Genomic DNA, 23,023 nt, shown 5'->3' with positions numbered 1-23,023 from the left:
TTAATATGATAGCGGTCCCACAAAGAAGGAATTACTGAACGTAAAGGGACGGCTGGTTTCCAATATCAATCCTTTAATAGCAATGGTTACTTTCTTTTTCATCTTTATTTTTCCTAATGTTCCTAAATTATAATCCTGTACAGACACTTCTACATTCTCTAATGTCAATCGTTTCTCGTGCCTTGTAATGGAAGTCTTCACCGTTTGTGCAATCAGCTCTTTTAGCATATTGTCGCTCTTCATCAAATCAAAATCCATTTCCCAAATCTCTGTGCCATAGGTTTCATCAAATTTACACTCACCCAAAGCCGTGGTCGCTAATAAAAATATGTGCTGACGAATGGAGGCCTCCAAGGAAATTTTATCAACATCTTTTTTACCGGTAAGCCCTTCAAAATCTATGGGTATTTTATAATAAATTCCTTTCATTGGTGTTTTTTTATTTTTTTACAGGTAAACCAGTTTTTTGATATTTCCCTTATTATCGTACTCGAAATTCTTAGGAACCTGTTTTCTTTTTATAATCCTGAGCTCTACTTTCGGGGTAAGTTTCAGAAATTTTTCGCGGTAAAGAATATCTCCGGTAAAGCTCTTCCCATCATCATGATCTACCACAATAAAATATTGTTCAACACCCTCCGGTTTTGAAAATTTGCTGATCTCTCCAGCATAGATTACGATTTTTTTTCCATTTTTTTCCAGCCGGTAAACAAGCGTATCATGGGATAATTTCCGGTATGCTGAAATATCGAAGGTTTCCATATCATCCCGTTTCGGCTCAAACGGAATATTTTCGTAGAAGTGAGAAGTTTTATCAAACTTTTTAAATCCGAAGAATGATAAAAGGCTTTTTTTGTTTTTTGTTTCAACAAACCTCAACATATCCCTTGTCACCTGATAGGATTGCGTTTCTTCTGTTTTATCATCAGTCACGGTCATTTTATATGTGGGAACTTCAATCTCTTTTCCGTCAACCTTCAAAGTTATAGTTCCCGCCTCCTGATCGGATATTATAAGGCTAATCATATGCTTCCGAAAGGCAGAATCGGTTCGCACCATGATGGCTTCTTTTCCTTGTTTATCAAGGGAAGAACTGTTGTCTTTTGACATTCCTAAATTCAGGTTCAATTCGGGTAGCGGGCTCATCTTATGTGATCGTGTTAACAGGTTATTTATTCTTTTCAGGTTTTACTTCATTCGTTTTTTTGATTTTATATGCCGAAAGACAATCGATATATTGATGAATGTCCTGATTTTGTACATCATTCAGATACATTTCATAATTTTTTTTGTAGGTATATATTTGTAGGAATGTGAGTTCATTTTCTCTGAGCTTTTTAAGTTCTTTTTTAGTCAGCTGCTTTACGAAAAGCGATTCACAGTTGATCGGGTATTCGTTTTTCAGAGTAAGGATTTCACCTGTTTTAAAATGAAGATCAACATTTTTATCCTTTTTAATGCATATATTATCTGCCAGCAGCTTGAGATAGAGATACATTTTGTTTTTTCTTTTCCCCAGATGCAAAGAAGCATACATTTGCTCTTCATTATTAATCCTAATCCGTATTGCCGGTACACTCGCAAAAAAACGGCGATCCAGCTTTTGTTTGGTCTGGGTAATCTCACAGTCGAAATGGGCAAATTCTGCAGAATCCGCTACTTTATCCTGAGCATGAAAACTTGGGGCAAAAAAGGATATGCAGAAAAAAGTAATACAGAATTTTAGCATTTCGATTTATTTTTAGTTATTGGTATTATTGAACCTGATACAATTGCCTGCAAACATCAAGATCGGTTTTCATTTTATCGTATTCTTCTTTCAGCGTTTTGTTGATCGTGCTTAAGCTGTCCATAAGGGCCTGATTTCCTGAAAGCTGTTTGATTTGTTTCTTAGCATCAATCAAATCCTTGTAGGTCATGATCGTATTGTTGTACATATTCTTGTTTTTCAGGGTGTCTTTCGGGAGTTGTTTGTACATATCTGCAAGAATGGAAAGAGCCAGTTTTTCATTAAAAAAATCATTCTGTTTGGGCATTCCCATAGAATCTACAGCCGCTTTTACTTTTTCCAGCTGAAAAGAAAATTTATTCTGGGTTTCCATTTCTTTTTTCATACGTATGTTTTCAGCTTTCAGAAGACTGTTTTCTTTAAACGGGAAATACGTATTGAAAAATACGGCCACTACAATAAGGGTGGATGTGAGCAGGAAAAACAATACAAAAAACCAATAAGCACTTCTCCGCTGTCTTTTATTTAAAACTTCCATGAATATTATTTAAATTTTAGAATATAATTGAGGGGTCAGCTGTCATTTGAATAGTTAATCTGCCAGGAAAGTACGGCTTCTCCTGGCGTGGATAATAATATCCCTTTCATCGGTGCTTTCTGATACGAAAATACTTCCGTCGCGTTTTTTCCCGATATAATCGAGCCTGCTCAGGATAGAGAAAAGTTCCTCCAGTGTTTTCATAAAGTGCATTATCTTTACGATTGCTCTGTCCATATGATTATGATTATAATCCAGATTGATAATATCCGAGAATATGATTTCGAAATCTCCCTGGCTCACGTTGCACCATTCGGCAAAATAATTCAGGAGCTCTTCCTTTCCTGCTCCGGAGCGGGCATCTATAAAGTTTTTAAGAATCCTGGCCAGCGCCACCACCGAGAGCAGCATCTTTGCAGGAGCAGAATGTGGCGCCATCCACCTGAAGCGGTTGATTTCACTGCCTAAATAATTCAATGCTTTATCAGCCATAAGTTCCATCATCAACGCCAGGCTGTTCGACTGTTTTTTTGCATATATCTTTTGGGAAATCTGGGTAGAATACAATTCAATCTGTCCGTAAAAACGATCTATTTCGGTGTACAGATCCTGCAGCTTATCGTGACTGGAAACAGAGACACTAGGAGGAATATAATTTTCATCAATTTTAGATTCTCCCGCATTTACAAGAATCTTTCCGATAATGAGATAGCTGCTTCCAAAACCGATGGTGTTTTTAAGTTCGTCTTCCGCAATGAGATTAAGCGAGTATTCCGGACGGGTGTAGGGATATCGGGGCGGATTTTCTTCAGGGTCCGGTTCTCCGTAAGGTGTTCTTTTGAAATGGTTTACGGAAATGCAGGCCAGCAATACCGCATTTTCATTTTCTTTTAGCTCCCGGACTGTTTCAGGATAGGGAATGGACAGTGCCAGGCTTTCAGACTGATCTCCTCCAATCTCTATTCTTGAACCATTGGGCGTTACGGCATGGCACTCTTCCACTTTTATGCGCAGAAGTTTGTGGTTATCAATAATCAGATGAATTTTAATAGAATTCTTTACCGGCAGAAGACCGTAATTAATCATTGAAGTATGCACTCCCACTGCATCGCGCACTGAATCACTTACAAAATCCTGTACATCAATAAAATGGGTTTTATTGATCTTCATTCCGTCTATCCAATTGACCGGAAAATGGGTTAATTTCTCTATCATTTGTGGTAATCTTTATTGGTTAATGGCTATTATTGATATTGGGTTTCTTTTTCCTGACTGTATTCAAAATCGGCTTTCCGGGTTGGTTTGTTTTTGCCTAAGACCTGGTCTGTTCTCATACAAAATACCACGCTGTTTTCTTCAATCCCGTTCATATAAAGCGTAAGATTAGGATCGATATATTTAGTAGATTCATACCATTTCGGCTGCAGAAAGAATACCCAGCTGAAAAGTCCGTTTTCGTCTTCTACCTGGATCTGATCTTCCGGATGTCTTTGGTTGTAATCTACCACAAAATTGTAAAAAAGCCTTCCGAAATCAAGCCTTGTTGGCCCTTTTGCCCTGTAAACGCTGTATTTTCTGGCATTTTTATCCTTATCCATTACATACGTGAAAACAACCATATCCCGCCACTCATCATCTGAAAGGCCAACGGTTTCTTTGTAATTTTCCGGAAACTGCCATGTTACATAAACTTTCGGAGGGATATTCATTGCGCGGTTGAATGTATCATTCAGGAATGTCGGGATAAAAAATACAATAAAATGTCCCAGCATCAGATAGACGAGATCTGTACCGTTAAGAAAGGAATAAATCAGCATAAACGGCACAGAAGCATAAAATACGGAAACAACAGCAAAAAGGTATTCATTACCGGGTTTTCTGAGCTCAAATTTGTCAAAATAGCCACGATATACATAACAATGTATGATTCCTATGATGAGAGAGCACATCTGATAGAAGAAGAACTCATAGAGATTATTGCCCTGAAAAAGCCTGTTGTAGCCCAATAACGCAATGATTGCGTATATGAAGGCGACTGAGAAAAGATAAATATAGAATTTGGATCGATATCTTTGTTTAAATTCTTTTGCTTTCTGAGAAAAAATCATCGTAAGAATGATGCATACGGCAATAGCAACCAGCACAATAATGAGAAGTTGCGGATCGAATAAGTTGGTAATATATTTTTTAATCTTACTCATATACAAGTATTATATCCTAGAACAGCTTCGGTTTTCCGGCTCATGTCGAATCTTTCTTCATCTTCATGAAGCAGAATAATGGTGGTAATTTCTATTTCAATCGGGAAAAAGTATTCATAAAACAAATCAACAAACTGCTTCTTTTTTCCTGTATGTATAAATTCTGTGAAAGATGAATTTTTCAAAGGGCCGATTTTGATATCGATATGCTTTGAGTAATCATCATATTGAGTTCCCGTTATGGAATCCAGTCCGAGGCGGGTTTCTCCCAGCAAAGTTGCCCTGCTCTGGTCTGCGTACTTTTGATACGTCCGCTCATTTACCGTTACTTTTTCTTCCAGCAGCACAGAAAGTATATGGCTGGCCTGTGTAATATTTCCCACGATTTTATAGGTAAAAGGAAGAAGCCTGATGAACTTTGAGGTTAGCAGCGGCGGAAATTCCCTGCTGATATTCCAGAATGTATAAAACATATCAGGAACTTTATTTCCGTTCATACTAAAAAGGAAATCACTTTCAAAGCGTTCTATTTCCACACCCAACTCAAATATTTCATTTTCAAAGGGCTGAAAGAATTTCCTTGCTGCTTTTTGCTGTTTTTTCTGATCGTAGTACTCCCGAATCATCCCATCTACTTCTTTCCCGGGAATATCATCCGAGGCACTATGTGATATGCCTTCCGGAAGTGTATCGTACATGCTGTCTCGGGACAGGCTTAAGGTAAGCTTCTCATCGTCATCATAATCCAGAATTTTTGCATCCAGCACATCGAAACGATAAGCCCGTGAAAACTGGCCTTCTTTACGGATCATGTATTCCTCTTGCTTCAGATCTCCGCTACGGATGAGATCATTGATAATGACTTCTGCACGGATGTCGTGCTGAAGGGAAGTAATGAGCGAAGCAATATATTGTATGTAATTCATTATTTCTTCTCTTTTAATCTTCCTGCAGCAACAAAACGAAGCTGAAAATATTCGTCATTAAAATCATAGATATTGAGACCCTTAGCGGTACAAGCCAAAATACGGTCATTATGAAGGTAAAGGCCGACATCGGAAATGGGCCGGGATTTATCATACCGGAAAAAAATAATGTCTCCTTCTTTTAAAAATGCTCTTCCTGTAAAAAGCTGCAATGCTTTGGAGCGAAAAATACCATCCGGCGTTTTGGAAAATGTTTCTCCATATACATCACTGAACAGCGCCTGTATAAAATAGGAAGCATCAACTGCTTTTTGTTTTTCAAGAGACTGTTTTTTATAAGGTGTTCCCAGCCACTCATCAATATAGGAATAGAGCCTGTAATCTGTGATTTCTTTTGGCATAACTTCCATAATAATTGAATATTTTTCTTTGATTTTGAGTGTATCGTCATGCAATCCTTCCGGATTATCGTTTACTACGGAATAGTTGGTACTACCTGACTGGTCTGGTTGAAAAATTTTATTGGAATAATGGTAAGGAATCTCTATAATATATTTTTTACCGCCACAGGAAAGCATAGCGATACAAATAAACGAATAAAGGATTGTAATAAATTTACTTTTCTTCATCGTGTTTTTATTATGGCATTCGTTTTTTAATTAAGATAATTTCATTGCTTTTTCAACAAAACATGAAAAATCCATCGCTTCAAATATATTCAATTTATTGTGAAATGCGCAACATTAATATGAATAAATATTAATTTTTAAGATAAAAAAAGGTAAATTAATTATCTATTTAACAATAATAAAGAAATTTAATAATTATCAATATTTAATTATTTAATGTTTTTTTTGAATGTATTTAAAATTATATTGCTTTTCCGGCAATAATATTTATTATTGCTTTTTATTATAAAAACCTGGTACAGGGATATTATTTTTTAATTTTTTAAAGATTATTCTTCTATCCAAATCATCCATTTTTTCACTTTGTAATGAATGTTAATGTTCTGAATACAATTTTTAGTGTCTTTATTAATCCTCAAAGCGGTAATTTTAATTTTTTTTCCGTTTATTTCCTGGCAAAATTGTTCAAATGGCATTAGTTTTTTATCATTAATTACTACGGGAATATCGTATTTTTCGCAGAGGTATTCTTTAAAATCGTCTTTGGTTTTAGATTGCGCAGCAACTTGCCCCAGCATAATCCGGAACTGCTCATTGGAAATTTCAGGAGCCTTCTTTGCAATGATAATTGAATCTTTTCGTTGTTTTGTTTTCGGAGAAACGGGTATATATTGCAGCATATCTACAAGAGGATCTTTCTGGGATTCTCCGGGAGGCAGAGAAAATGCGGAGTGAGGTTTTTCAAATTCGTAGGATTTGATGTCTATTTTTTGTTTGGCACGAATTGCCTTAGGTGCAACATATACTGTTTTTACTGCAGTATGTTCTACATCTCCATTAACGATAAGGGTAATCTTTTTATCCCCTGTTGTTTTGAAACGATAAACAGGCGATTTTTCCAGGGCATCTGTTGATCCGGTTTCTCCAAAGCTCCATTCCCATGATTCCCCGCCTTCTTTTTCAGCATTGAAATAAACGGGATCGCCAACAGTTGCCACATCCGGAGCCATGATAATCGGAAGATAACCATTTTGCTGACTGATGCTGGTAATGGTAACCAATTTCTCGTGCACGCAGTTGCCATTAATTTTTAATTTTACAATATATTCTCCCGGTTTTTTGTAATAATGAAGCGTACGTTGTCTTCGGTCTGGCGGTGTATTATCGCCAAAATCCCATTCCCACGAATTTGCTCCGGGGGTATTATCATTGAACTCAACTACCTTATTGACGATATATTCATCTGCATGAATATAAAAGTTGGCGTTTTCGCAATCTACATGCCGGAGATATTGATACAGCAAAAAAATAAGGGAGATTATAAAGATGAATCCAAAGCTTAGATAAATTCTAGGATCAATATTCGGAAGGAAAGTGGTTCTTTTTTTCATTTTACATCTTTTGTGCTGGTTACAAATGTATTTATGTTTTTGGTTTTACACAAATTTTTTAATGTATGCGAAAGATGATTTCAGATATCGTTTTCAAAGTTATGATTTAACAAGCCTTTCTTTATAAAAACTTCGTGAAGCAAATCATAAAACATCATATAGTTCAATAATTTCAAAGACGAAAGCATTTTGTTTTATAGACATCATACCAAAATTTCAAAAAGTCGGAATATAATTGTCCCGACTTGAAAAAATTTAATGTTGTGCTTGTTAACCGATTACTCTTTTGTCTTTGGCTACAAATTTTGCAAAAGCCAATAATGCTCCCGTAACCATTATGTTCCGGAAAAAGTTTACCATTTCTAATTCTTTTTCTCTCATTAGGTCGGAAGTCATATTTTCTGTTCCTAACTCGTGTCCCATTGCCCTTGGCAAATGAACCAAAACTGCCATTAAGATTACATACAATGCCATCAGAGAATAGGCTAACTTGTCATATTTACCAATTAATGCACTTACTATGAAAAGTAAAATGCAAACCAATGTGAAGTAGTTCCAAAAGGATGGAAATGGAATGTAGTCTGGCACAAATGATGCCCCAACTTCTGGTTTACCAAGATGTAAGCCTGCGTAAAGCAAAACGAAAGCGGGAAAATATACTTTCCTAAGTTTAAAATTTTGTCCATTGTTGGAAATGTTAGTTTGTTGGAAATGGTATGAGTGGTCTGATTTCAACTGAACTGTTAGGATATTTAAGTATAGGGCAGGTTTTACTCCATTCTTGAACTTCTTCCAAACTGTCGGATTTGCCTATTAAAAACCCTGAAACTAAAACACTATTAGTTTCCTTGTGTGGTCCAGCAGTAACATCATTGCTGGTTACAATTGTTGCGTCATAACGTATTGGTGCGGTATGCACCAGTTTGCCTTGCATTGCGATATTGCCAATCCAGGATTGCCACTTGGGCATATCTTCAGCCATATCTTGTGATGTTGTCAAATATCCGTTTTCTGCACTTGCATTTCGGAATAATAAAAGATACTCTGTCATTGTTGTAAAATTTTAAATGAATAATGATGCAAAAATGCAAATCACATATTCATTTAACGATGACAAAAGTCTACAATTTAAAGTTTGGCTTTTAAGCGACTGAAAACATCTTTGTTAATGCCCAAATAAGAAGCAATTAGTTTGCTGGAAACCCTTGTCATTAGTTTGGGTCTAAATTCCATTACCCATTTTATTCTATCCAATGCAGATAAGGCAACAAAAGTGTTTATTCGGTAAACTGAATTGGCATAAGAAATTTCCAAAATTTGCTTATATACTTTATCAAACTGTGGTACGGTTTCCATCAGTTTTTGAAAACTTTGTTTATCAATTGCCAAAAGTTCGCAGCCCTCAACTGTCCTTATGTTTTCTTGTGCTGGCTTGCCACTTCCAAAACTTAACAATTCTGAACACCAAGTACCTTCTGTTACAATGTCTCTTGTTGTTTCGTTCATTTCGTTGTCGTAAACAAAAACTTGTAAGCAACCTTTTGCAATAAAATAAACTTGTTGGCAGATCTGTCCTTCCTGAACCAAAAAAGTATTTCTGTCAATTTTTAATGGTTTGAAGTAACTAAGAACAAAGTCTAAATTGTCAATGTCGTTGCCAAGTCGATCAAGCAAATGTTGTTGTAAAATTTCTATCATCTCATTGCGTCTTTTAAGTTTTGCAGGGTGTCGTTCTAAAATGGCACATAATGGTTGGGCGATTGGCGCAGAGGCGGATTTCGGAGCATTAAATTGTCAACACACCAAAAAGTTGATGCGAGGTAGAATGTTCAATTAACCACGTCACCCACCATTGAGCCAAACGCTTGTTACTGGCAGGGCTTCTATCTGTCTGTGTTGTTTTCATCTCTATTCTCTTTTACTTTTTGTCCGCAGTAAGGGCAAACAACCCATAGTTTTTCAAGTTGACTAAAACAACTGTCACAAGTGATTACTTTGTCAACAACTGCTTTTATTGGTAAAGTCGTCCTAACAGTGAATGCTTCAGGAATTTCTTTTAAAAAACTTGATTCATTCCCCTTTTCGGTAATTAGGAAGAGTTTGTCTTTGGCCCTTGTAATAGCTACATAAAACAATCTTCTTTCTTCTTCCATCAGTAAGTCATGGTTAGCCTTTTTGATTACTTGAAAAATCCTGTCCTCAAGCCAAATGTCGGGAAAACCGCCATTCCCTTCTGTAAGTCCAATGATAAATACAACTTTCGCTTCAAGTCCTTTTGAAGCATGAATTGTTTTTCCTTGAACTCGTATTCCTTCGCTTTTAAATCTGTAGAAATAGGGTGAATACATTTTACTCCTTCTGTAAAGGAATAAAATTTCATCATTGCTAATTCCGTCTTCGAGTAATTCTCTTACCCTGTCAAGACAGAATTGTATGTTTTCTTCTTCTCTGTTGCCTGAGTAAACGACAATTTTATGTTCAGATTTCTTAGACGCTTGAACGTCTTTGTCAACTTTAAATTTATTGTTCTTAATTACCTCATTACTCGCCCCAACTATATTTTGTGTGCTGCGATAGTTTAGGTTTAATTTGATTGTCCTTGCGTTTGTGAAGTGATTTTCAAATTCAACAATGTAACTAACATTAGAACCCCTGAAACCATAAATGCTCTGCCAGTCATCCCCCACACAAAACAACTGTGTTTTGTCAGTTAGTAATAACTTTATTAACTCAACTTGTAAATTGTTTACGTCTTGAAATTCGTCAACAAGAATGTATTCATATTTATTCTTGTACTTGGTTGCAATGTCTTCGTGATTTTGAAAAAGTGAGGTGCTTCTTAAAATCAAATCGTTGAAATCAAGGTAAGATTTGTCTGTGCAATAGTGAATATATTTTTTAACGATTGGGATTGCAAGTTCATAAAAGTGTCGAACTCTTTCATGTTGGTCTTTTCGAGCATTTTCCAATACTACGTTAACATCAATATTTTCAACTTTAATCATGTCGGTAATTCGTATGATTTGTTGAACGAAATCTTTCACGTTTTCTTGATACCCGTGAAATTCTTCTTTGAAGTTGAGAGTTACCGTCTTGTGATAGTTGGAAGGTAATCTGTTTTTTACAATTTTGTCAAGTGAATGATTAAAGAGAGCAGAGTCCTTAGTCATGCTGTCAAAAGTCTTTACGAGAAGTAAATTGCCTTTTTGAAATTGTTCTTCTTTGTCTTTTGTTGAGAAACTTTTGTCGCTGATATGTTCAATGTAAAGATTTGCGTCTGGAATATAAAAGTCGGGGTGAAATGAAAAGTCCTTTACATTCAAAAGGGGTTCATACTCATACTTTATGCTGTGTCTGTAAAACCAATCTGCAATGAATTGTTCAGATTTTGAACGAACTTTTGTTCCATCAAGCGTTGTAAAGTATTTTCCATCCTTTGGAAGAAATTTTGGGTCTGCCTTTTTTAAGTGGATCTTATCAATTATGTAATCGAGGATATATCGTTTTAGTTGAAGTAAGTAGTTAGTGACCTCACATTGCTCAATTAAGAGTTTATGAATTACCTCAAATACTGTCTCAGGAGCAACGTGTTTTGAAAGTTCATCTTCTTCATCTTTTTTCTCGTCTCCAATTATTCTGAATTTGTTATCAAACTCGTTAACTCCATAATTTCTTAAAATGCTGTAACAAAACGAATGGAATGTCTTTACTGTTAAGCCGTCAATCCATTTATATTTTTTTTGTTGAAGGTATCTTTCTCTGTCTTTCTCTGCTTTACTTATTCTCTTGTCAAACAACAGTTTTTCGTAATCCCCAGTATTGTCTGCTGAAATGATTAAACGGTCAATCATTTCATTTGTCGCATTTTTAGTGAATGTGATTGCCAAAATGCTGGAAGGACTAACGCCTTTTTCTTCTATGAGATAAATTAGCTTTTGTAAAAGGGTTTTTGTCTTTCCAGAACCAGCACCAGCTAAAACTAAAAGGCGTTTGTCTTCACTTACAACAGCTTCATGTTGTCTGTCATTTAATGCGCTTAAATTGGTTTTAACACTATTTTCCAAAATATCGGTCTTTATATTTCAAATATCTTAATTATTTACTTCCAAATCAACAGGATATTCACCCATGATTTGGTTTCCCATTTTAGAATTTCATTTTCGTAAGTGTTTTCATTGAGCCATTTAATTGCTCTATCAATTAACTCAAACAACTTAACATTTTTATTACTCTTATCATGATTAGTTGTTGCTTCTTTGTCTCTAACCCAACCTATTGCATTTCTGCTGTCTGAATAAATTGGGAAGTTTTATGTTTTTCCTGCTTGCAATAAGCTAATGCATGAACTATTGCTAGAAATTCAACTATGTTATTTGTGCCATCTTCAAAAGGTCTAGACTTAAATAATACTTTTCCTATAAATTCTATTTGCTCCATTACTAATTGTACTGGATTGTAGTAAATTTTTCCGTTGTATTTGAAATCTGGCATTGTCTGTAACTATTTATTTTACTATTACTTACCTAAATGTATGTATCACACTTTTAGGTTGTACACATTACAAATATAATTTTAATAATTTATTTTGTGTCATAAAAAATGGTTTAATAAAATCTTATAAAATGGAACAAGTAAAAGAAGTAAACAGCTATGTACACTTTCACGGAGCTGAAAGTAAAGGTAAAATAGTAATGGTGGCAAGCTCACCAACAGTCAGCCAGCAAACCGGGTGGCCCATTGGTTTTTGGGCAGCGGAACTCACACATCCTCTTCGTGTTTTTCAGGAAGCCGGCTACGAAGTAGAATTGTTTTCTACCGAAGGTGGGAAAATAGAAATGGATGCCTACTCGAATCCAGCGGATGAAAGCGGTTATTCAGCTCACGACGTGATTTCGCTGGGCTATATGCAACAAGATTGGTTCAACAAAATGTTGGAAAACACCAAAAAACTTACCGAGGCTGATGTACAAAATTACGACGCTATTTTTCTGGTAGGTGGTCAGGGTCCGATGTACACCTTTAGAGGGAATAAAGATCTGGAAAAATTATTTGTCTCGTTTTATGAAGCCGGTAAAATAAGTGCGGCAGTATGTCACTCCACCACTTTGCTTTTAGAAGCTAAAAAATCGAACGGTGAATTGTTGGTTGCTGGGAAAACCTGGACAGGTTTTGCGGATGCCGAGGAAGAATTTGCAGACAAAGCCGTAGGGATGAAAATTCAACCTTATAGAATTGAACAAGAAGCCCGAAAAATGGAGGGAACTATGTTCAAAGTGGCTGCTCCGTTTAGTGCTTTTGCTATTCAGGATGGTAACTTAATTACAGGTCAACAGCAAAATAGCGGTGGTGCAGCTGCGGAATTAGTTGTAAAAGCGTTAAACAAATAATCTTAAAACTTTTGACGAAATGAAAAAATTAGTTTTCTTTCTTTTAGTCGTTTTGATGTCGATGCAGGCGTTCGCCCAGCACAATGCAGGCAATAACGGAAAAATTTTAATGATTGCCAGTAATCCTTCGGTTTCAAAAACTACCGGTTGGCCCATTGGTGTTTGGTATGCAGAATTAACCCATCCGTATTGGGTTTTTAATGAAGCGGGTTATACGGTTGATATTGCGAGTTTGAATGGGGGCGAAATAATATTCGATGGTTTCAGTGACCCCGAAGATGAAAGTAAATATGCGGCTTTCGATTATATCTCTTTAGGTTTTAAGAAAGACCCTAATAAAATGGCTTTAACCAAAAATACTTTGAAACTTTCATCTGTTAATCCGAACGATTACAAAGCCATCTTCGTATGTGGCGGACAAGGACCCATGTACACCATGTATAAAAATCCGGAAATTTTAAAATTCTTTTCAGATTTTTATCAAACCGGAAAACCAGCGGCAGCCATTTGTCACGGCACAAGCATATTGCTGGATACCAAATTGTCTAACGGAAAATATTTGGTGGCAGGCAAAAAATGGACAGGCTTTGCCAACAGCGAGGAAAATTATGCTGATGCTTATGTGGGCAAAAAAATCCAGCCGTTTCGTATTGAAGATGAGGCAAGAAAAATGCCTAATTCAAAATTTGAAGTGGCTCATATGTTTGAAGCCTATGCAGTTCGTGATGGAAACTTAATTACCGGACAACAGCAAAATTCAGGTGCAAAAGCTGCAGAATTGGTGTTGCAGGCTTTGGAAGATGATAAGAAAAGATATCCAACTTATGTGCTGGTACATGGCGCTTGGGCTGATGAAAGTGCTTGGGGTTTTGTAAGAAATGATTTGGCTAAAAACGCCAATGTAGTGGTCGTTAATCTTCCGGCTCACGGTGCGGATAATACTTATGGAGTGGGTATTGGGTTGAAGAACTATGTGAAAACAGTGAGCGATGCCATTAATAAAATTAATGGAAAAGTTATTTTGGTGGGACATTCTATGGGTGGAATGGTAATTTCACAGGTGGCTGAAAATTTACCTAACAAGATTGATAAACTCGTGTATGTTTCTGCTTTTCTTCCCAAAAATGGCGAAAGCCTCAATAGCATTGTAAACACAGTAACACAAGGCAAAACACCCGATTTTTTTAAATTTAATCAAGAGTATTCATTGTTAAGTATTAAGAAAGAAGCCATTCCACAAGTGGTTTGTGCCGATTGCCCGGATTTCATGAAAGATGTTTTGGTAAAATATCATAGAGCGGAACCCGTACAAGGCTTTAATGATGTAGTAAAATTAGGAGTAAACTTCAATAAAGTACCCAAATATTACATCAGTACCAAAAATGATAATGCTGTTCCTTTTGCATTGCAACAAAAGATGATTAAAGACAATGGCACTGTGAAAAAAGTTTTTGAAATGGAAACTTCGCATTTGCCGTTCGTGGTGAAGCCTCAGGAATTTTTGAATCTTTTGACTTCAATAAAATAAATAAATACACACCTGCATTGCATTTTTTGTAATGCAGTGTTTAAAAAAAAGTAAAATGAAAAAATTCATCTTTTCAGTAGCATTAATGTTAGCCTTTGTTTTACAGGTAAATGCACAGAACAGCTATTTCAATAAAGTGGCGGATGCAAATACCAACGTAAAAATTGTTAAGTTTGGACCTATCAAAATACATACGTATGTAAATCCGCAATTGGTACAAGTAAGCAGCCATATAGTTGAGTTAAAAGACAGTCTTGTTATTATAGACGCACAACTCACTTATACATTCACAAAAGAAGTTCTTGCTTATGCCAAATCCTTGAATAAGCCAGTAGCAAAAGTCATTTTCACGCACGCACACCCCGACCATATTTTGGGCAATTATGCCTACAAAGACTATCCCATGTTTGCACTTGCAGAAAATATTGATTTGATTAAAAGCAATGGAGAAAGTTTCAGACAGGTATTCCTGAAAAACTTTGGAGAAAAAGATGCTGCACCTGAAGTGGTAATTCCGCAGCATGAATTAAAAGAAGGCACCATGAAAATCAATGGAGTGAAGTTTGTTATCAAAAAATATAAAGACCACGAGAGTGACATTGCTGCTATCATTGAAATACCTGCTGCCAATGCTTTTTTTGCGGGAGATTTAATTTATAACCAAGTACATTTATTTCCGGGTAATAATCATTTAGCCGCTTGGCAAAAGACATTGGATGGAATTAAAAAAATGGTAAAAAATAAAACAATTTTTCCTGGTCACGGCTATGCCGGTAAAAGTAATGTTTTGGATGAGAATAGGGCTTATCTGAAAAAAGCCATTGAAATTGCATCTCAACCCAATATGGATGCAATAACGTACAAAGCAGAAATGGTAAAAGCATTCCCCAATTATGGTGCAGCCATTTTAATTGACTTTGGTGCGACAGAATTGTTCAAGAAATAAGTTAATCATTAAATATATTTGAATGTCATATTTATGGCAAAGAAATATACAATAGTTATGTTTTTTTTGTTGGGCATGGGCAAATCTTTTGCCCAGCTCAATGAAAGTGATACGCTGAAATTCCAAATGCGGGCTTCAGCAACCGGATCTTGGCAGGAAGGAAATGTAAATATTCTCGTATTGCGTGGAAGGCTTGATTTTGTGGCAAACGGAAACAAAGATTGGGTTTTTAAAAGTCAAAACAGTAGTCTGTATCAGGAATTGGGAAATAAAAAAGCCGATAATGATATCTACAGCCGAAATTATTTGTATTACAAGCCTCAGAAAAAAATCTATCCCTTTGCCATATTTTATGCACAAACCAATTTCCGAAGAAAAATAGATTACCGCCTCTTTGGTGGTGTGGGTGCTACTTATCAAGCAGTTCGTACCGAAAATCATATGGTTAAATTATCGGCATCTTTGGTAAACGAAAAAACAAGTTTTACCACAGATAAATTTAATGAAACTGCCTACAATGGAAGCAATGAAATTGCCTTGTGGCGTGGAACGGCCTATCTTTCGGGGATTCATAAAATTGCCAAAAACAAATTGCGGATTTTTTACAACGCTTATTGGCAACCGGCTTTTGAAAATGTACCCAATAACAGAGTGCAGGCGGAAATTGGCTTAGAAGTACCGGTTTGGAAAGGCTTGAACTTAAGCACACAATATGTTTACGCTCATGAACAAGTGGTGGCGGAAAAGATTAAACAAACCGATAAAATACTCACATTCGGAGTTTCATACCAATTAAAAAAGTAAAGTAAATCATAAATAGAAATCCATAAAAAAATATGATAACAAAAAGAAATTTTGATTTGCGAAAAGTGTTTTGGAACATTCGTTTTGAAACCCTTACTACGCTTTTGGTGGCTATAACTGTTTTTGTTTTACACCATTTTAAAATAATTGATTTAACATTACCCTTTTCCATCGCCGGAATTTTAGGTTCGGCTTTGGCTATTTTTATTGCGTTTAGAAACCAAAGCAGCTATGCCCGTTGGTGGGAAGCGAGAACCATTTGGGGAGGTATTATCAATAACAGTCGGATTTTTGCAAGACAATTAATTGCCAATGTAGATAATGCGGTAACGATTGGAAAAGTAAGCCAACAAGATGCCGGTTTTTATAAAAAGGAAATGATAGACAGGCAAATTGCTTTTGCACACAGTCTGCGATTGCATTTAAGAAAGCAAGAAAGTTTACAAGAATTTCAGCACCTTTTATCTGAAAGCGAGTTTAACGAACTCAGGCAAAAACAAAATCGCCCCAATATTTTGTTGAATACACAAGGTATCCGCATAAAAGAAGCCATGCAAAAAGAAATGTTGGGTGCTTTTGATAATATCAGTATGGAACCCAATCTGGCAACATTCAGCAATTGGCAAGGCGCTTGTGAACGCATCAAGAACACACCTTTGCCTATGAATTATCAATATTTCACGAAGTTGTTTTTGTATGTTTTTATTTTTGTGTTGCCCATTTGTTTAATCGGCGATTTTACCAAAATGAATATCGGATTTATGGTAATCCCGGTAAGTTTTATTATTAGTTTTGTGTTTTCCGTAATGAACAGAGTAGGCGAAATCAACGAAAATCCTTTTGAAAATCAAATGTCTGATATACCCATGACGGCACTTTGTAACACCATTGAAAGAGATTTGAAAGAAATGTTGGGCGAGCCAATGCCAGAAAAAATGGAAGCAAAAAACGGTTATTTATTTTAAAATATGCATTAGCTCAGCAGTGGATTAAGCAGATTATACGGTTTTAATCGGTGCAAATTTCCTTTGAGTGATAAGAATTCAAAATTGGCAAATTAAATAGGCGATGATAGATTTGCAACTATCGAAAATGCAGTGAAGCAAAGCGAATATAGGATAGTGTTATTATTTAGAACCGAAAGTTATTATCCCTATGTTGCCCATTGTTTTTAGGCATAAAAAAAGCCCTCTTAAAAAAGAGAGCTGTATGCTGAGTCTTTCAGCTAGTACCCCAGACGGGACTTGAACCCGTACGTCCTTACGGACACAGGATTTTAAGTCCTGCGTGTCTACCAGTTCCACCACCAGGGCAGGCGTGGAGCGAAAAACGGGATTCGAACCCGCGACCCCAACCTTGGCAAGGTTGTGCTCTACCAGCTGAGCTATTTTCGCAAACTGTGCGGATGAAGGGACTCGAACCCCCACGCCTCTCGGCACCAGATCCTAAGTCTGGCGTGGCTACCAATTACACCACATCCGCGTGTTTTTTTGTTTTACTGATTTTTAATGATCTTCTCTCGTTTTCAGTGGTGCAAAGATAGAATAAATTCTTTTACCTCCAAAATTTTCATCAGAAAAAATTAAAATTTTTAGATTTTTTATGTACGACCCCCTTTATTACATTTCATTTTATTACTTTTACATCGTTAATTAATATGATATGGAATTACAAGGAACGGTAAAGAAACTTTTTGATGCTCAGACTTTTGCGAGCGGTTTCCAAAAAAGAGAAATGGTTATTTTAACCCAGGAGCAGTATCCACAGCCGATAAACATAGAATTTTTGTCTGATAAGATCAGTTTATTGGATAACCTTAAAGAAGGTGAAAATGTAAAAGTAGGAATCAACATCAGAGGAAGAGAATGGGTTTCTCCGCAAGGCGAAACAAAATACTTCAATTCTATTACAGGATGGAGAATTGAGAAAATTTCCGATAATGCGTCAGAACCTACACAGGCCGCACCTTCGCAATCTGCATCTTCAGTTTCCAATGAAAATCCTTTCGCCGGTGACGATGATGATGATTTGCCTTTCTAATTAAAAATACGATTGAAATACAAATCCTGCTTTCATAAGTGGGATTTTTTTTCCCAAAAATGATTCGACTAGACGAAAATGAGATTTCCTTTCCTGATCCTGAGCTGTACGACGGTCATGAAGGAATTGTTGCTTTTGGCGGAGACCTCTCGTTAGAAAGAATATGGTTTGCTTATCAGCTGGGCATTTTTCCGTGGTTTAATCCGGGGGAAGAAATTCTCTGGTGGTGTCCCGATCCCAGATTTGTGCTTTTTCCGGAGGAAATTAAAGTCTCAAAATCTATGAAGAAAATACTGGCCCGGAACGTCTTTACCTTCACTGAAAATACAAATTTCAGAAAGGTCATTAAAAGCTGCCGGGATATCGGCCGTAAAGGACAATCGGGAACCTGGCTTTCGGATGAACTGATGGCGTCTTTCATCAAACTTCATGATTATGGGCTGGCAAAGAGCGTAGAAGTGTGGCAAAATGAAGAGCTGGTGGGTGGCTTTTACGGCCTTCAGATCGGAAATGTTTTTTGTGGAGAAAGTATGTTTTCCAAGGTTAGCAATGCTTCAAAAGCAGGGTTTATCCATTTTGCCCAAAGATATAAAGACAAGCTGGAACTCATCGACTGCCAGTCCCACACCGATCACCTGGAAAGTCTTGGTGCGAGAATGATTCCCAAACGGGAATTTCTGAAAATTTTACATAAAAACAATGAATACCGATAGAGAAAAATGGATTCTTCTGATTCTCCTGAGCATGATTTGGGGATCTTCTTTTATTTTAATTAAAAAATCCCTGGAACATTTCAATCCTTATCAGGTGGGTGCCCTGAGAGTATTAATTGCCGGAATCATCCTGATGCCGATTGCCATCTCAAAATACAAGCTCTTTCCCAGAAAGCATCTGAAATGGCTTTTGCTGGCCGCTTTTACAGGAAATTTCATCCCAATGTTTCTGTTTCCTATTGCCGAAACGGAAGTAAGCAGCAGCATTGCCGGAATTGTAAATTCGATGATGCCGATTTTTGTAATAATAGTCGGCGCACTGATATGGAAGTTTGGTACAACGCAGCGACAGATTACGGGAACTTTAATAAGCTTTACCGGTGTTTGTATCCTGGCTTTCGGAGGCGATGCGGAAAGCGGAACTTTCAAGCTCATTCCTATCGTACTGCTCTTGCTGGCCACTTTGTGTTATGCAATAAGCACAACCACCGTAAAATCAAAATTAATGGATATTTCTTCTACGGTTTTATCTGCTTTTGTTTTTACGTTCGTTTTGTTGCTGCCTTCCGTGATTGCCCTCTTTTTTACCGGATTTTTTTTAACCTTCAGCTTTGATAAGGATCACCTTACCGGACTGATGTTTGTGAGTTTACTGTCGATTTTCGGAACCGGACTGGCGATGATGATGAATTACCGTCTTCTGAAAGTTTCTTCTCCCTTATTTGCTTCAACGGTTACTCTCTTAATGCCTATTGTTGCCATTGTCTGGGGTATTCTTGATGGTGAAAAACTTACTATGCTGCAATTTGCCGGAGCCGGAGTTATTATTGCCGGACTTATCTTTCTAAGGAGTAAGCCTAATGCTATAAACAAATAAATCCCGCTGTTTTGCGGGATTATTTATGTAAGTTGATTATCCTAACCTTCGGAATTTTTCTTTTTCACTCGGGCTTTTGCTTTTTTCACCTCATCTTTAATGAAAGGATATTTTTTCTGCATATCTGAAACCAGCGAAGGATCAAGCTCCAGAGCCTGGAGCAGTACTTCTTTGCCTTTTTCGTGGTTTTTCAGGTTGAAATAGCAATTGCTGAGCTGATAATACAGTTCTGCTCTGTGATGTGTTTTTACAGCCTTATTTAAAACGAGAATAGCTTCTTCATATTCACCGAGCAGCATCAGCACTTCAGAATAGGCATACCAATTGTAAAATCTTGATGGTTCTGCATCAACGAGCTTTTTCAGGCAGGTAAGGCTTTCTTCAAATTTTCCGGCATCAATGAATAAAAATGCAAGTCTTTTTTGATAGTCAAGATTATTTTCATTGAGGTGAGTCGCTTCTTTTGCAAAATGTAAAGCTTCGGTCATACCACCCATTTCTTCATAAATGTAGGATTGCTCCATCATTGCCAGATAAAACTGCGGATCTTCCCGTAATGATTTCTGGAAAGCATTTAAAGCAACAATTGGCTGTCTTAAAGCTTTGTAGCAAAGTCCGATTTTATAAAAGGTAAATGCTTTGGTATACTCCAATTCAAGCATTTCTTCATAAACGGATATTGCTTTTTTATAATCTCCTAACGCTTCGTAACAGGCTGCTTTATTGGCATACACTCCTACAGAGCTCGAGTTGATGGCCAGTAAATAATCGTAGCCTTTTATGGCTTCTTCGAAATTTTTTCTGTTGAAATAGAATTGTCCGTATTCAAACCAGGCAATTTCCGAATAGGCATATTCATCGAGATATTCATTCAGGAAGGCAATAGCCTCATCACTCTTATTCAGGTCGGAAAAGCAAATCATACAGTTTTCCAGCGCGTAATCATCGGTAGGATCTTCTTTAAGGGCTTTTCTGTAATGTTTAAGGGCGTTAAAAGGATCTCCGAGATTTACATATTCATCTGCAATAAAGTTGTGAAGGAAGTTTTCTTCTTCTCTCAGCTCCAGTGCTTTTTTACAGATATCAATGGATTTTCTTGGATTCCCTAAATTCGAATAATACTTTGCGTAGCAGACCAGAAAGTCTGTGTTTTCCATAGAAGAACCTTTCAGCTCATCGATCAGCTCTTTAGCCGTATTATAGTCTTCCCATTCCAAAAGAATTTCAAGCTTTTTGATCTTGATGTCTAAGGAATTGGGGTGAAGCTTGAGCCCGTAATTAACTGCAGTATCTGCGTAATTAAAGTCTCCCAGCTCCAGGTAATAAACAATAATGTCTTCAAGCTCTTCTGTATCGAAGTAGAATTCATCATTATTTTCCATCATTTCCTCGAACTTTTTTACAAGTTCATTTCCAAAATATTCTTCCAATATAAAACAGTTTTAAGATTTAAGACCAGAGATATGAGATATACTAATACTCGCTTCTGAAAATCTTAGTTTTAAATTTAATAATAAATACGATTAAAATGATGAAAGGGTTGTTAACTTTTATTAAATCAGGCTATTGATTTTAGCTATCATTTCATCACCTAACCGGTCGGCTTCCTCCTGCGATTTAGCCTCTGTATAAATTCTGATAATAGGTTCCGTATTTGATTTTCTTAGATGAACCCAGTTGTTTTCAAAATCTATTTTTACTCCGTCTATTGTGGAGACCTCTTCATTTTGATATTCTTTTTCCATTTTGGTTAAAATATCATCCACATTAATTTCCGGGGTAAGCTCTATTTTCTTTTTACCCATGAAATAGCTTGGATAACCTGCTCTCAGTTCAGAAACCGTTTTGTTTTCTTTGGCAAGATGCGTTAAAAACAAAGCAACTCCCACTAAAGAATCTCTTCCGTAATGAAGATCAGGGTAGATAATTCCTCCGTTTCCTTCACCTCCGATCACTGCATTTTTCTCTTTCATTAAAGTAACCACATTTACTTCTCCTACTGCACTGGCAAAATATTCTGAGTTGTGGCTTTGCGCAACGTCTCTTAAAGCACGGCTTGATGAGAGGTTGGAAATAGCGGTTCCGTTTTTATTTTTCAATAAATAATCTGCAACAGCAACCAGGGTATATTCTTCTCCGAACATTTCTCCTTTCTCATCAATTAGAGCTAATCGGTCTACATCCGGATCAACAACGACTCCGAAATCTGCACCTTCTTTTTTTACCAGCTCGCAAATGTCTCCTAAATGTTCTTTCAAAGGTTCAGGATTATGCGGGAAATGGCCGGTTGGTTCACAGTATAATTTTATTGTTTCACAACCCAGCTTATCCAACAGCATCGGAATGGCAATTCCCCCTGTTGAATTTACTGCATCAAGAACAACTTTGAACTTTTTAGCTTTAATCGCTTCCAAATCTACCATCGCCAAATCCAGAATCTGCTGAATATGAATATCAAAAGCATCGTCTCTGGTCTCATATTTTCCTAAATCATCTACTTCGGCATAGTTGAAATCTTCGCTTTCTGCAAGCGCTAAAACTTCGGCTCCGTTTTCGCCGCTGATGAATTCACCTTTGCTGTTCAGTAATTTCAGGGCATTCCACTGTTTTGGGTTGTGGGAAGCGGTCAGGATAATTCCTCCGTCAGCTTTCAGTTCAGGAACCATTATTTCCACGGTTGGCGTGGTAGATAATCCCAGATCAATCACATTTATTCCCAATCCCTGTAACGTAGCAGTTACGAGAGAAGAAACCATCTGCCCGGAAATCCTTGCATCTCTACCAATAACGAGGGTAAGGTCTTTTTTATTGCTGTTATTCTGGAGCCAGGTTCCGAATGCGGAAGCAAATTTTACCACATCAAGTGGCGTAAGGTTATCGTTTACTTTTCCTCCGATGGTCCCTCGGATTCCTGAAATACTTTTTATTAGTGACATTTTATTTTTTCTTAGTTTGTTTTAGAATCTTCTTTTCATCTCCCTCTAATTTCCGCTGAACTTTTTTGATATCTTCTAATGCCGGAAGGCGTTCAGGCTTTATGCCTCTTCTCCTAAAATTTTTCTTACCGCAAGATTATTTTCTATATGTTCATTGGTGATTTGAGAATCTCCATTCAAATCTTTTCAACAACATTATGGCTTGTTATTCAGTTGCAAAGTCTTTGGCTTTTAGATGCAATATCCGAATAGAATAAGCTTTCTCAAATTTAAAAAACAGCTCTTCAATTAATTCTTTTTTCATGTAATCTTGTGTATTTATTACAAAAATAGGTAAAAACTGAATCGTAAGAATATATTAGTTTTCCACAAGAACAT

At 36.7% G+C, this 23,023-nt stretch carries 25 protein-coding genes and 3 tRNA genes; 8 read left to right on the top strand and 20 right to left on the bottom strand.

Annotated elements, in window-relative coordinates:
* The 15 genes from SOP96_RS00495 to SOP96_RS00425 all read right to left on the bottom strand — a co-directional run bounded on the left by SOP96_RS00495 (window position 1) and on the right by SOP96_RS00425 (window position 11,905).
* On the bottom strand, window positions 1-429 hold the full coding sequence (locus SOP96_RS00495; RefSeq protein ID WP_326319284.1) for a GPW/gp25 family protein: 429 nt from the start codon (window positions 427-429) through the stop codon (window positions 1-3).
* Between the two features lie 18 nt (window positions 430-447).
* Window positions 448-1,146 carry a hypothetical protein gene (locus SOP96_RS00490; protein ID WP_326319283.1) on the bottom strand — a complete coding sequence of 233 codons (699 nt, stop codon included), beginning with the start codon at window positions 1,144-1,146 and terminating at the stop codon, window positions 448-450.
* Window positions 1,147-1,168: 22 nt separating this feature from the next.
* Window positions 1,169-1,729, bottom strand: coding sequence for a hypothetical protein (locus SOP96_RS00485; protein WP_326319282.1), 561 nt, complete (start codon window positions 1,727-1,729; stop codon window positions 1,169-1,171).
* Window positions 1,730-1,754: 25 nt separating this feature from the next.
* Window positions 1,755-2,267, bottom strand: coding sequence for a type VI secretion system TssO (tssO, locus tag SOP96_RS00480; protein ID WP_326319281.1), 513 nt, complete (start codon window positions 2,265-2,267; stop codon window positions 1,755-1,757).
* A 54-nt stretch (window positions 2,268-2,321) separates the two neighbouring features.
* Entirely contained in the window at window positions 2,322-3,482 is a 1,161-nt protein-coding gene (locus SOP96_RS00475; RefSeq protein WP_326319280.1) for a hypothetical protein, read from the bottom strand.
* A gap of 29 nt (window positions 3,483-3,511) precedes the next feature.
* Window positions 3,512-4,468 carry a TssN family type VI secretion system protein gene (locus SOP96_RS00470; protein WP_326319279.1) on the bottom strand — a complete coding sequence of 319 codons (957 nt, stop codon included), beginning with the start codon at window positions 4,466-4,468 and terminating at the stop codon, window positions 3,512-3,514.
* Complete coding sequence (locus tag SOP96_RS00465; RefSeq protein ID WP_326319278.1) at window positions 4,465-5,394, bottom strand: type VI secretion system baseplate subunit TssG; 930 nt, start codon at window positions 5,392-5,394, stop codon at window positions 4,465-4,467. The genes SOP96_RS00470 and SOP96_RS00465 overlap by 4 nt, the downstream gene beginning before the upstream one ends.
* Window positions 5,394-6,023 (bottom strand): NlpC/P60 family protein, encoded by a 630-nt coding sequence (locus tag SOP96_RS00460; RefSeq protein WP_326319277.1) that lies wholly within the window; start codon window positions 6,021-6,023, stop codon window positions 5,394-5,396. The genes SOP96_RS00465 and SOP96_RS00460 overlap by 1 nt, the downstream gene beginning before the upstream one ends.
* A gap of 329 nt (window positions 6,024-6,352) precedes the next feature.
* Window positions 6,353-7,414, bottom strand: coding sequence for a PKD domain-containing protein (locus SOP96_RS00455; RefSeq protein WP_326319276.1), 1,062 nt, complete (start codon window positions 7,412-7,414; stop codon window positions 6,353-6,355).
* Window positions 7,415-7,684: 270 nt separating this feature from the next.
* Window positions 7,685-7,957, bottom strand: coding sequence for a hypothetical protein (locus tag SOP96_RS00450; RefSeq protein ID WP_326319275.1), 273 nt, complete (start codon window positions 7,955-7,957; stop codon window positions 7,685-7,687).
* Complete coding sequence (locus SOP96_RS00445) at window positions 7,933-8,100, bottom strand: hypothetical protein (RefSeq protein WP_326319274.1); 168 nt, start codon at window positions 8,098-8,100, stop codon at window positions 7,933-7,935. The genes SOP96_RS00450 and SOP96_RS00445 overlap by 25 nt, the downstream gene beginning before the upstream one ends.
* A gap of 11 nt (window positions 8,101-8,111) precedes the next feature.
* The gene (locus tag SOP96_RS00440) at window positions 8,112-8,465 is read right to left on the bottom strand and encodes a YciI family protein (protein WP_326319273.1); all 354 of its coding nucleotides are present in this window, start codon (window positions 8,463-8,465) and stop codon (window positions 8,112-8,114) included.
* Between the two features lie 77 nt (window positions 8,466-8,542).
* Window positions 8,543-9,112, bottom strand: a complete 570-nt coding sequence (locus SOP96_RS00435; protein WP_326319272.1) for a Crp/Fnr family transcriptional regulator — start codon at window positions 9,110-9,112, stop codon at window positions 8,543-8,545.
* Window positions 9,113-9,297: 185 nt separating this feature from the next.
* The gene (locus SOP96_RS00430) at window positions 9,298-11,478 is read right to left on the bottom strand and encodes an ATP-dependent helicase (RefSeq protein WP_326319271.1); all 2,181 of its coding nucleotides are present in this window, start codon (window positions 11,476-11,478) and stop codon (window positions 9,298-9,300) included.
* 208 nt (window positions 11,479-11,686) lie between these two features.
* Window positions 11,687-11,905, bottom strand: coding sequence for a ribonuclease H family protein (locus SOP96_RS00425; RefSeq protein WP_326319270.1), 219 nt, complete (start codon window positions 11,903-11,905; stop codon window positions 11,687-11,689).
* 131 nt (window positions 11,906-12,036) lie between these two features.
* Between SOP96_RS00425 and SOP96_RS00420 the strand changes: the two genes are divergently transcribed.
* The 5 genes from SOP96_RS00420 to SOP96_RS00400 are packed head-to-tail and all read left to right on the top strand — an operon-like array spanning window position 12,037 to window position 17,044.
* Window positions 12,037-12,801: a type 1 glutamine amidotransferase domain-containing protein gene (locus SOP96_RS00420; protein WP_326319269.1), complete on the top strand. Its 765-nt coding sequence runs from the start codon at window positions 12,037-12,039 to the stop codon at window positions 12,799-12,801.
* A 19-nt stretch (window positions 12,802-12,820) separates the two neighbouring features.
* Window positions 12,821-14,329: an alpha/beta fold hydrolase gene (locus SOP96_RS00415; RefSeq protein WP_326319268.1), complete on the top strand. Its 1,509-nt coding sequence runs from the start codon at window positions 12,821-12,823 to the stop codon at window positions 14,327-14,329.
* A 55-nt stretch (window positions 14,330-14,384) separates the two neighbouring features.
* Window positions 14,385-15,275 carry an MBL fold metallo-hydrolase gene (locus SOP96_RS00410; RefSeq protein WP_326319267.1) on the top strand — a complete coding sequence of 297 codons (891 nt, stop codon included), beginning with the start codon at window positions 14,385-14,387 and terminating at the stop codon, window positions 15,273-15,275.
* A gap of 33 nt (window positions 15,276-15,308) precedes the next feature.
* Window positions 15,309-16,079: a DUF481 domain-containing protein gene (locus SOP96_RS00405; protein WP_326319266.1), complete on the top strand. Its 771-nt coding sequence runs from the start codon at window positions 15,309-15,311 to the stop codon at window positions 16,077-16,079.
* A 32-nt stretch (window positions 16,080-16,111) separates the two neighbouring features.
* Window positions 16,112-17,044, top strand: a complete 933-nt coding sequence (locus SOP96_RS00400; RefSeq protein ID WP_326319265.1) for a bestrophin family protein — start codon at window positions 16,112-16,114, stop codon at window positions 17,042-17,044.
* A gap of 264 nt (window positions 17,045-17,308) precedes the next feature.
* On the opposite strand, the gene SOP96_RS00395 is transcribed toward SOP96_RS00400, so the two are convergent.
* From SOP96_RS00395 to SOP96_RS00385, 3 genes are all read right to left on the bottom strand, one after another.
* Window positions 17,309-17,392, bottom strand: a tRNA-Leu gene (locus SOP96_RS00395).
* Window positions 17,393-17,397: 5 nt separating this feature from the next.
* Window positions 17,398-17,473: transfer RNA gene (locus tag SOP96_RS00390), tRNA-Gly, on the bottom strand.
* Between the two features lie 6 nt (window positions 17,474-17,479).
* Window positions 17,480-17,561: transfer RNA gene (locus SOP96_RS00385), tRNA-Leu, on the bottom strand.
* Window positions 17,562-17,741: 180 nt separating this feature from the next.
* Between SOP96_RS00385 and SOP96_RS00380 the strand changes: the two genes are divergently transcribed.
* Genes SOP96_RS00380 through SOP96_RS00370 form a run of 3 tightly spaced genes read left to right on the top strand, consistent with a single transcriptional unit; the run spans window position 17,742 to window position 19,709 of the window.
* Window positions 17,742-18,119, top strand: a complete 378-nt coding sequence (locus tag SOP96_RS00380) for a DUF3127 domain-containing protein (RefSeq protein WP_089859187.1) — start codon at window positions 17,742-17,744, stop codon at window positions 18,117-18,119.
* Window positions 18,120-18,178: 59 nt separating this feature from the next.
* The gene (gene aat, locus SOP96_RS00375; protein WP_326319264.1) at window positions 18,179-18,832 is read left to right on the top strand and encodes a leucyl/phenylalanyl-tRNA--protein transferase; all 654 of its coding nucleotides are present in this window, start codon (window positions 18,179-18,181) and stop codon (window positions 18,830-18,832) included.
* Window positions 18,819-19,709: a DMT family transporter gene (locus SOP96_RS00370; RefSeq protein WP_326319263.1), complete on the top strand. Its 891-nt coding sequence runs from the start codon at window positions 18,819-18,821 to the stop codon at window positions 19,707-19,709. The genes aat and SOP96_RS00370 overlap by 14 nt, the downstream gene beginning before the upstream one ends.
* A 41-nt stretch (window positions 19,710-19,750) precedes the next feature.
* On the opposite strand, the gene SOP96_RS00365 is transcribed toward SOP96_RS00370, so the two are convergent.
* Complete coding sequence (locus tag SOP96_RS00365; protein ID WP_326319262.1) at window positions 19,751-21,139, bottom strand: tetratricopeptide repeat protein; 1,389 nt, start codon at window positions 21,137-21,139, stop codon at window positions 19,751-19,753.
* Window positions 21,140-21,262: 123 nt separating this feature from the next.
* A complete protein-coding gene (glmM, locus tag SOP96_RS00360) occupies window positions 21,263-22,645 on the bottom strand; it encodes a phosphoglucosamine mutase (RefSeq protein WP_326319261.1) in 1,383 nt (460 codons plus the stop codon).
* Window positions 22,646-23,023: the final 378 nt, after the last annotated feature.

The organism is Chryseobacterium salviniae, from assembly GCF_035819015.1.
GTDB lineage: Bacteria > Bacteroidota > Bacteroidia > Flavobacteriales > Weeksellaceae > Chryseobacterium > Chryseobacterium salviniae.
This window is presented reverse-complemented; position numbering and strand designations above follow the sequence as displayed.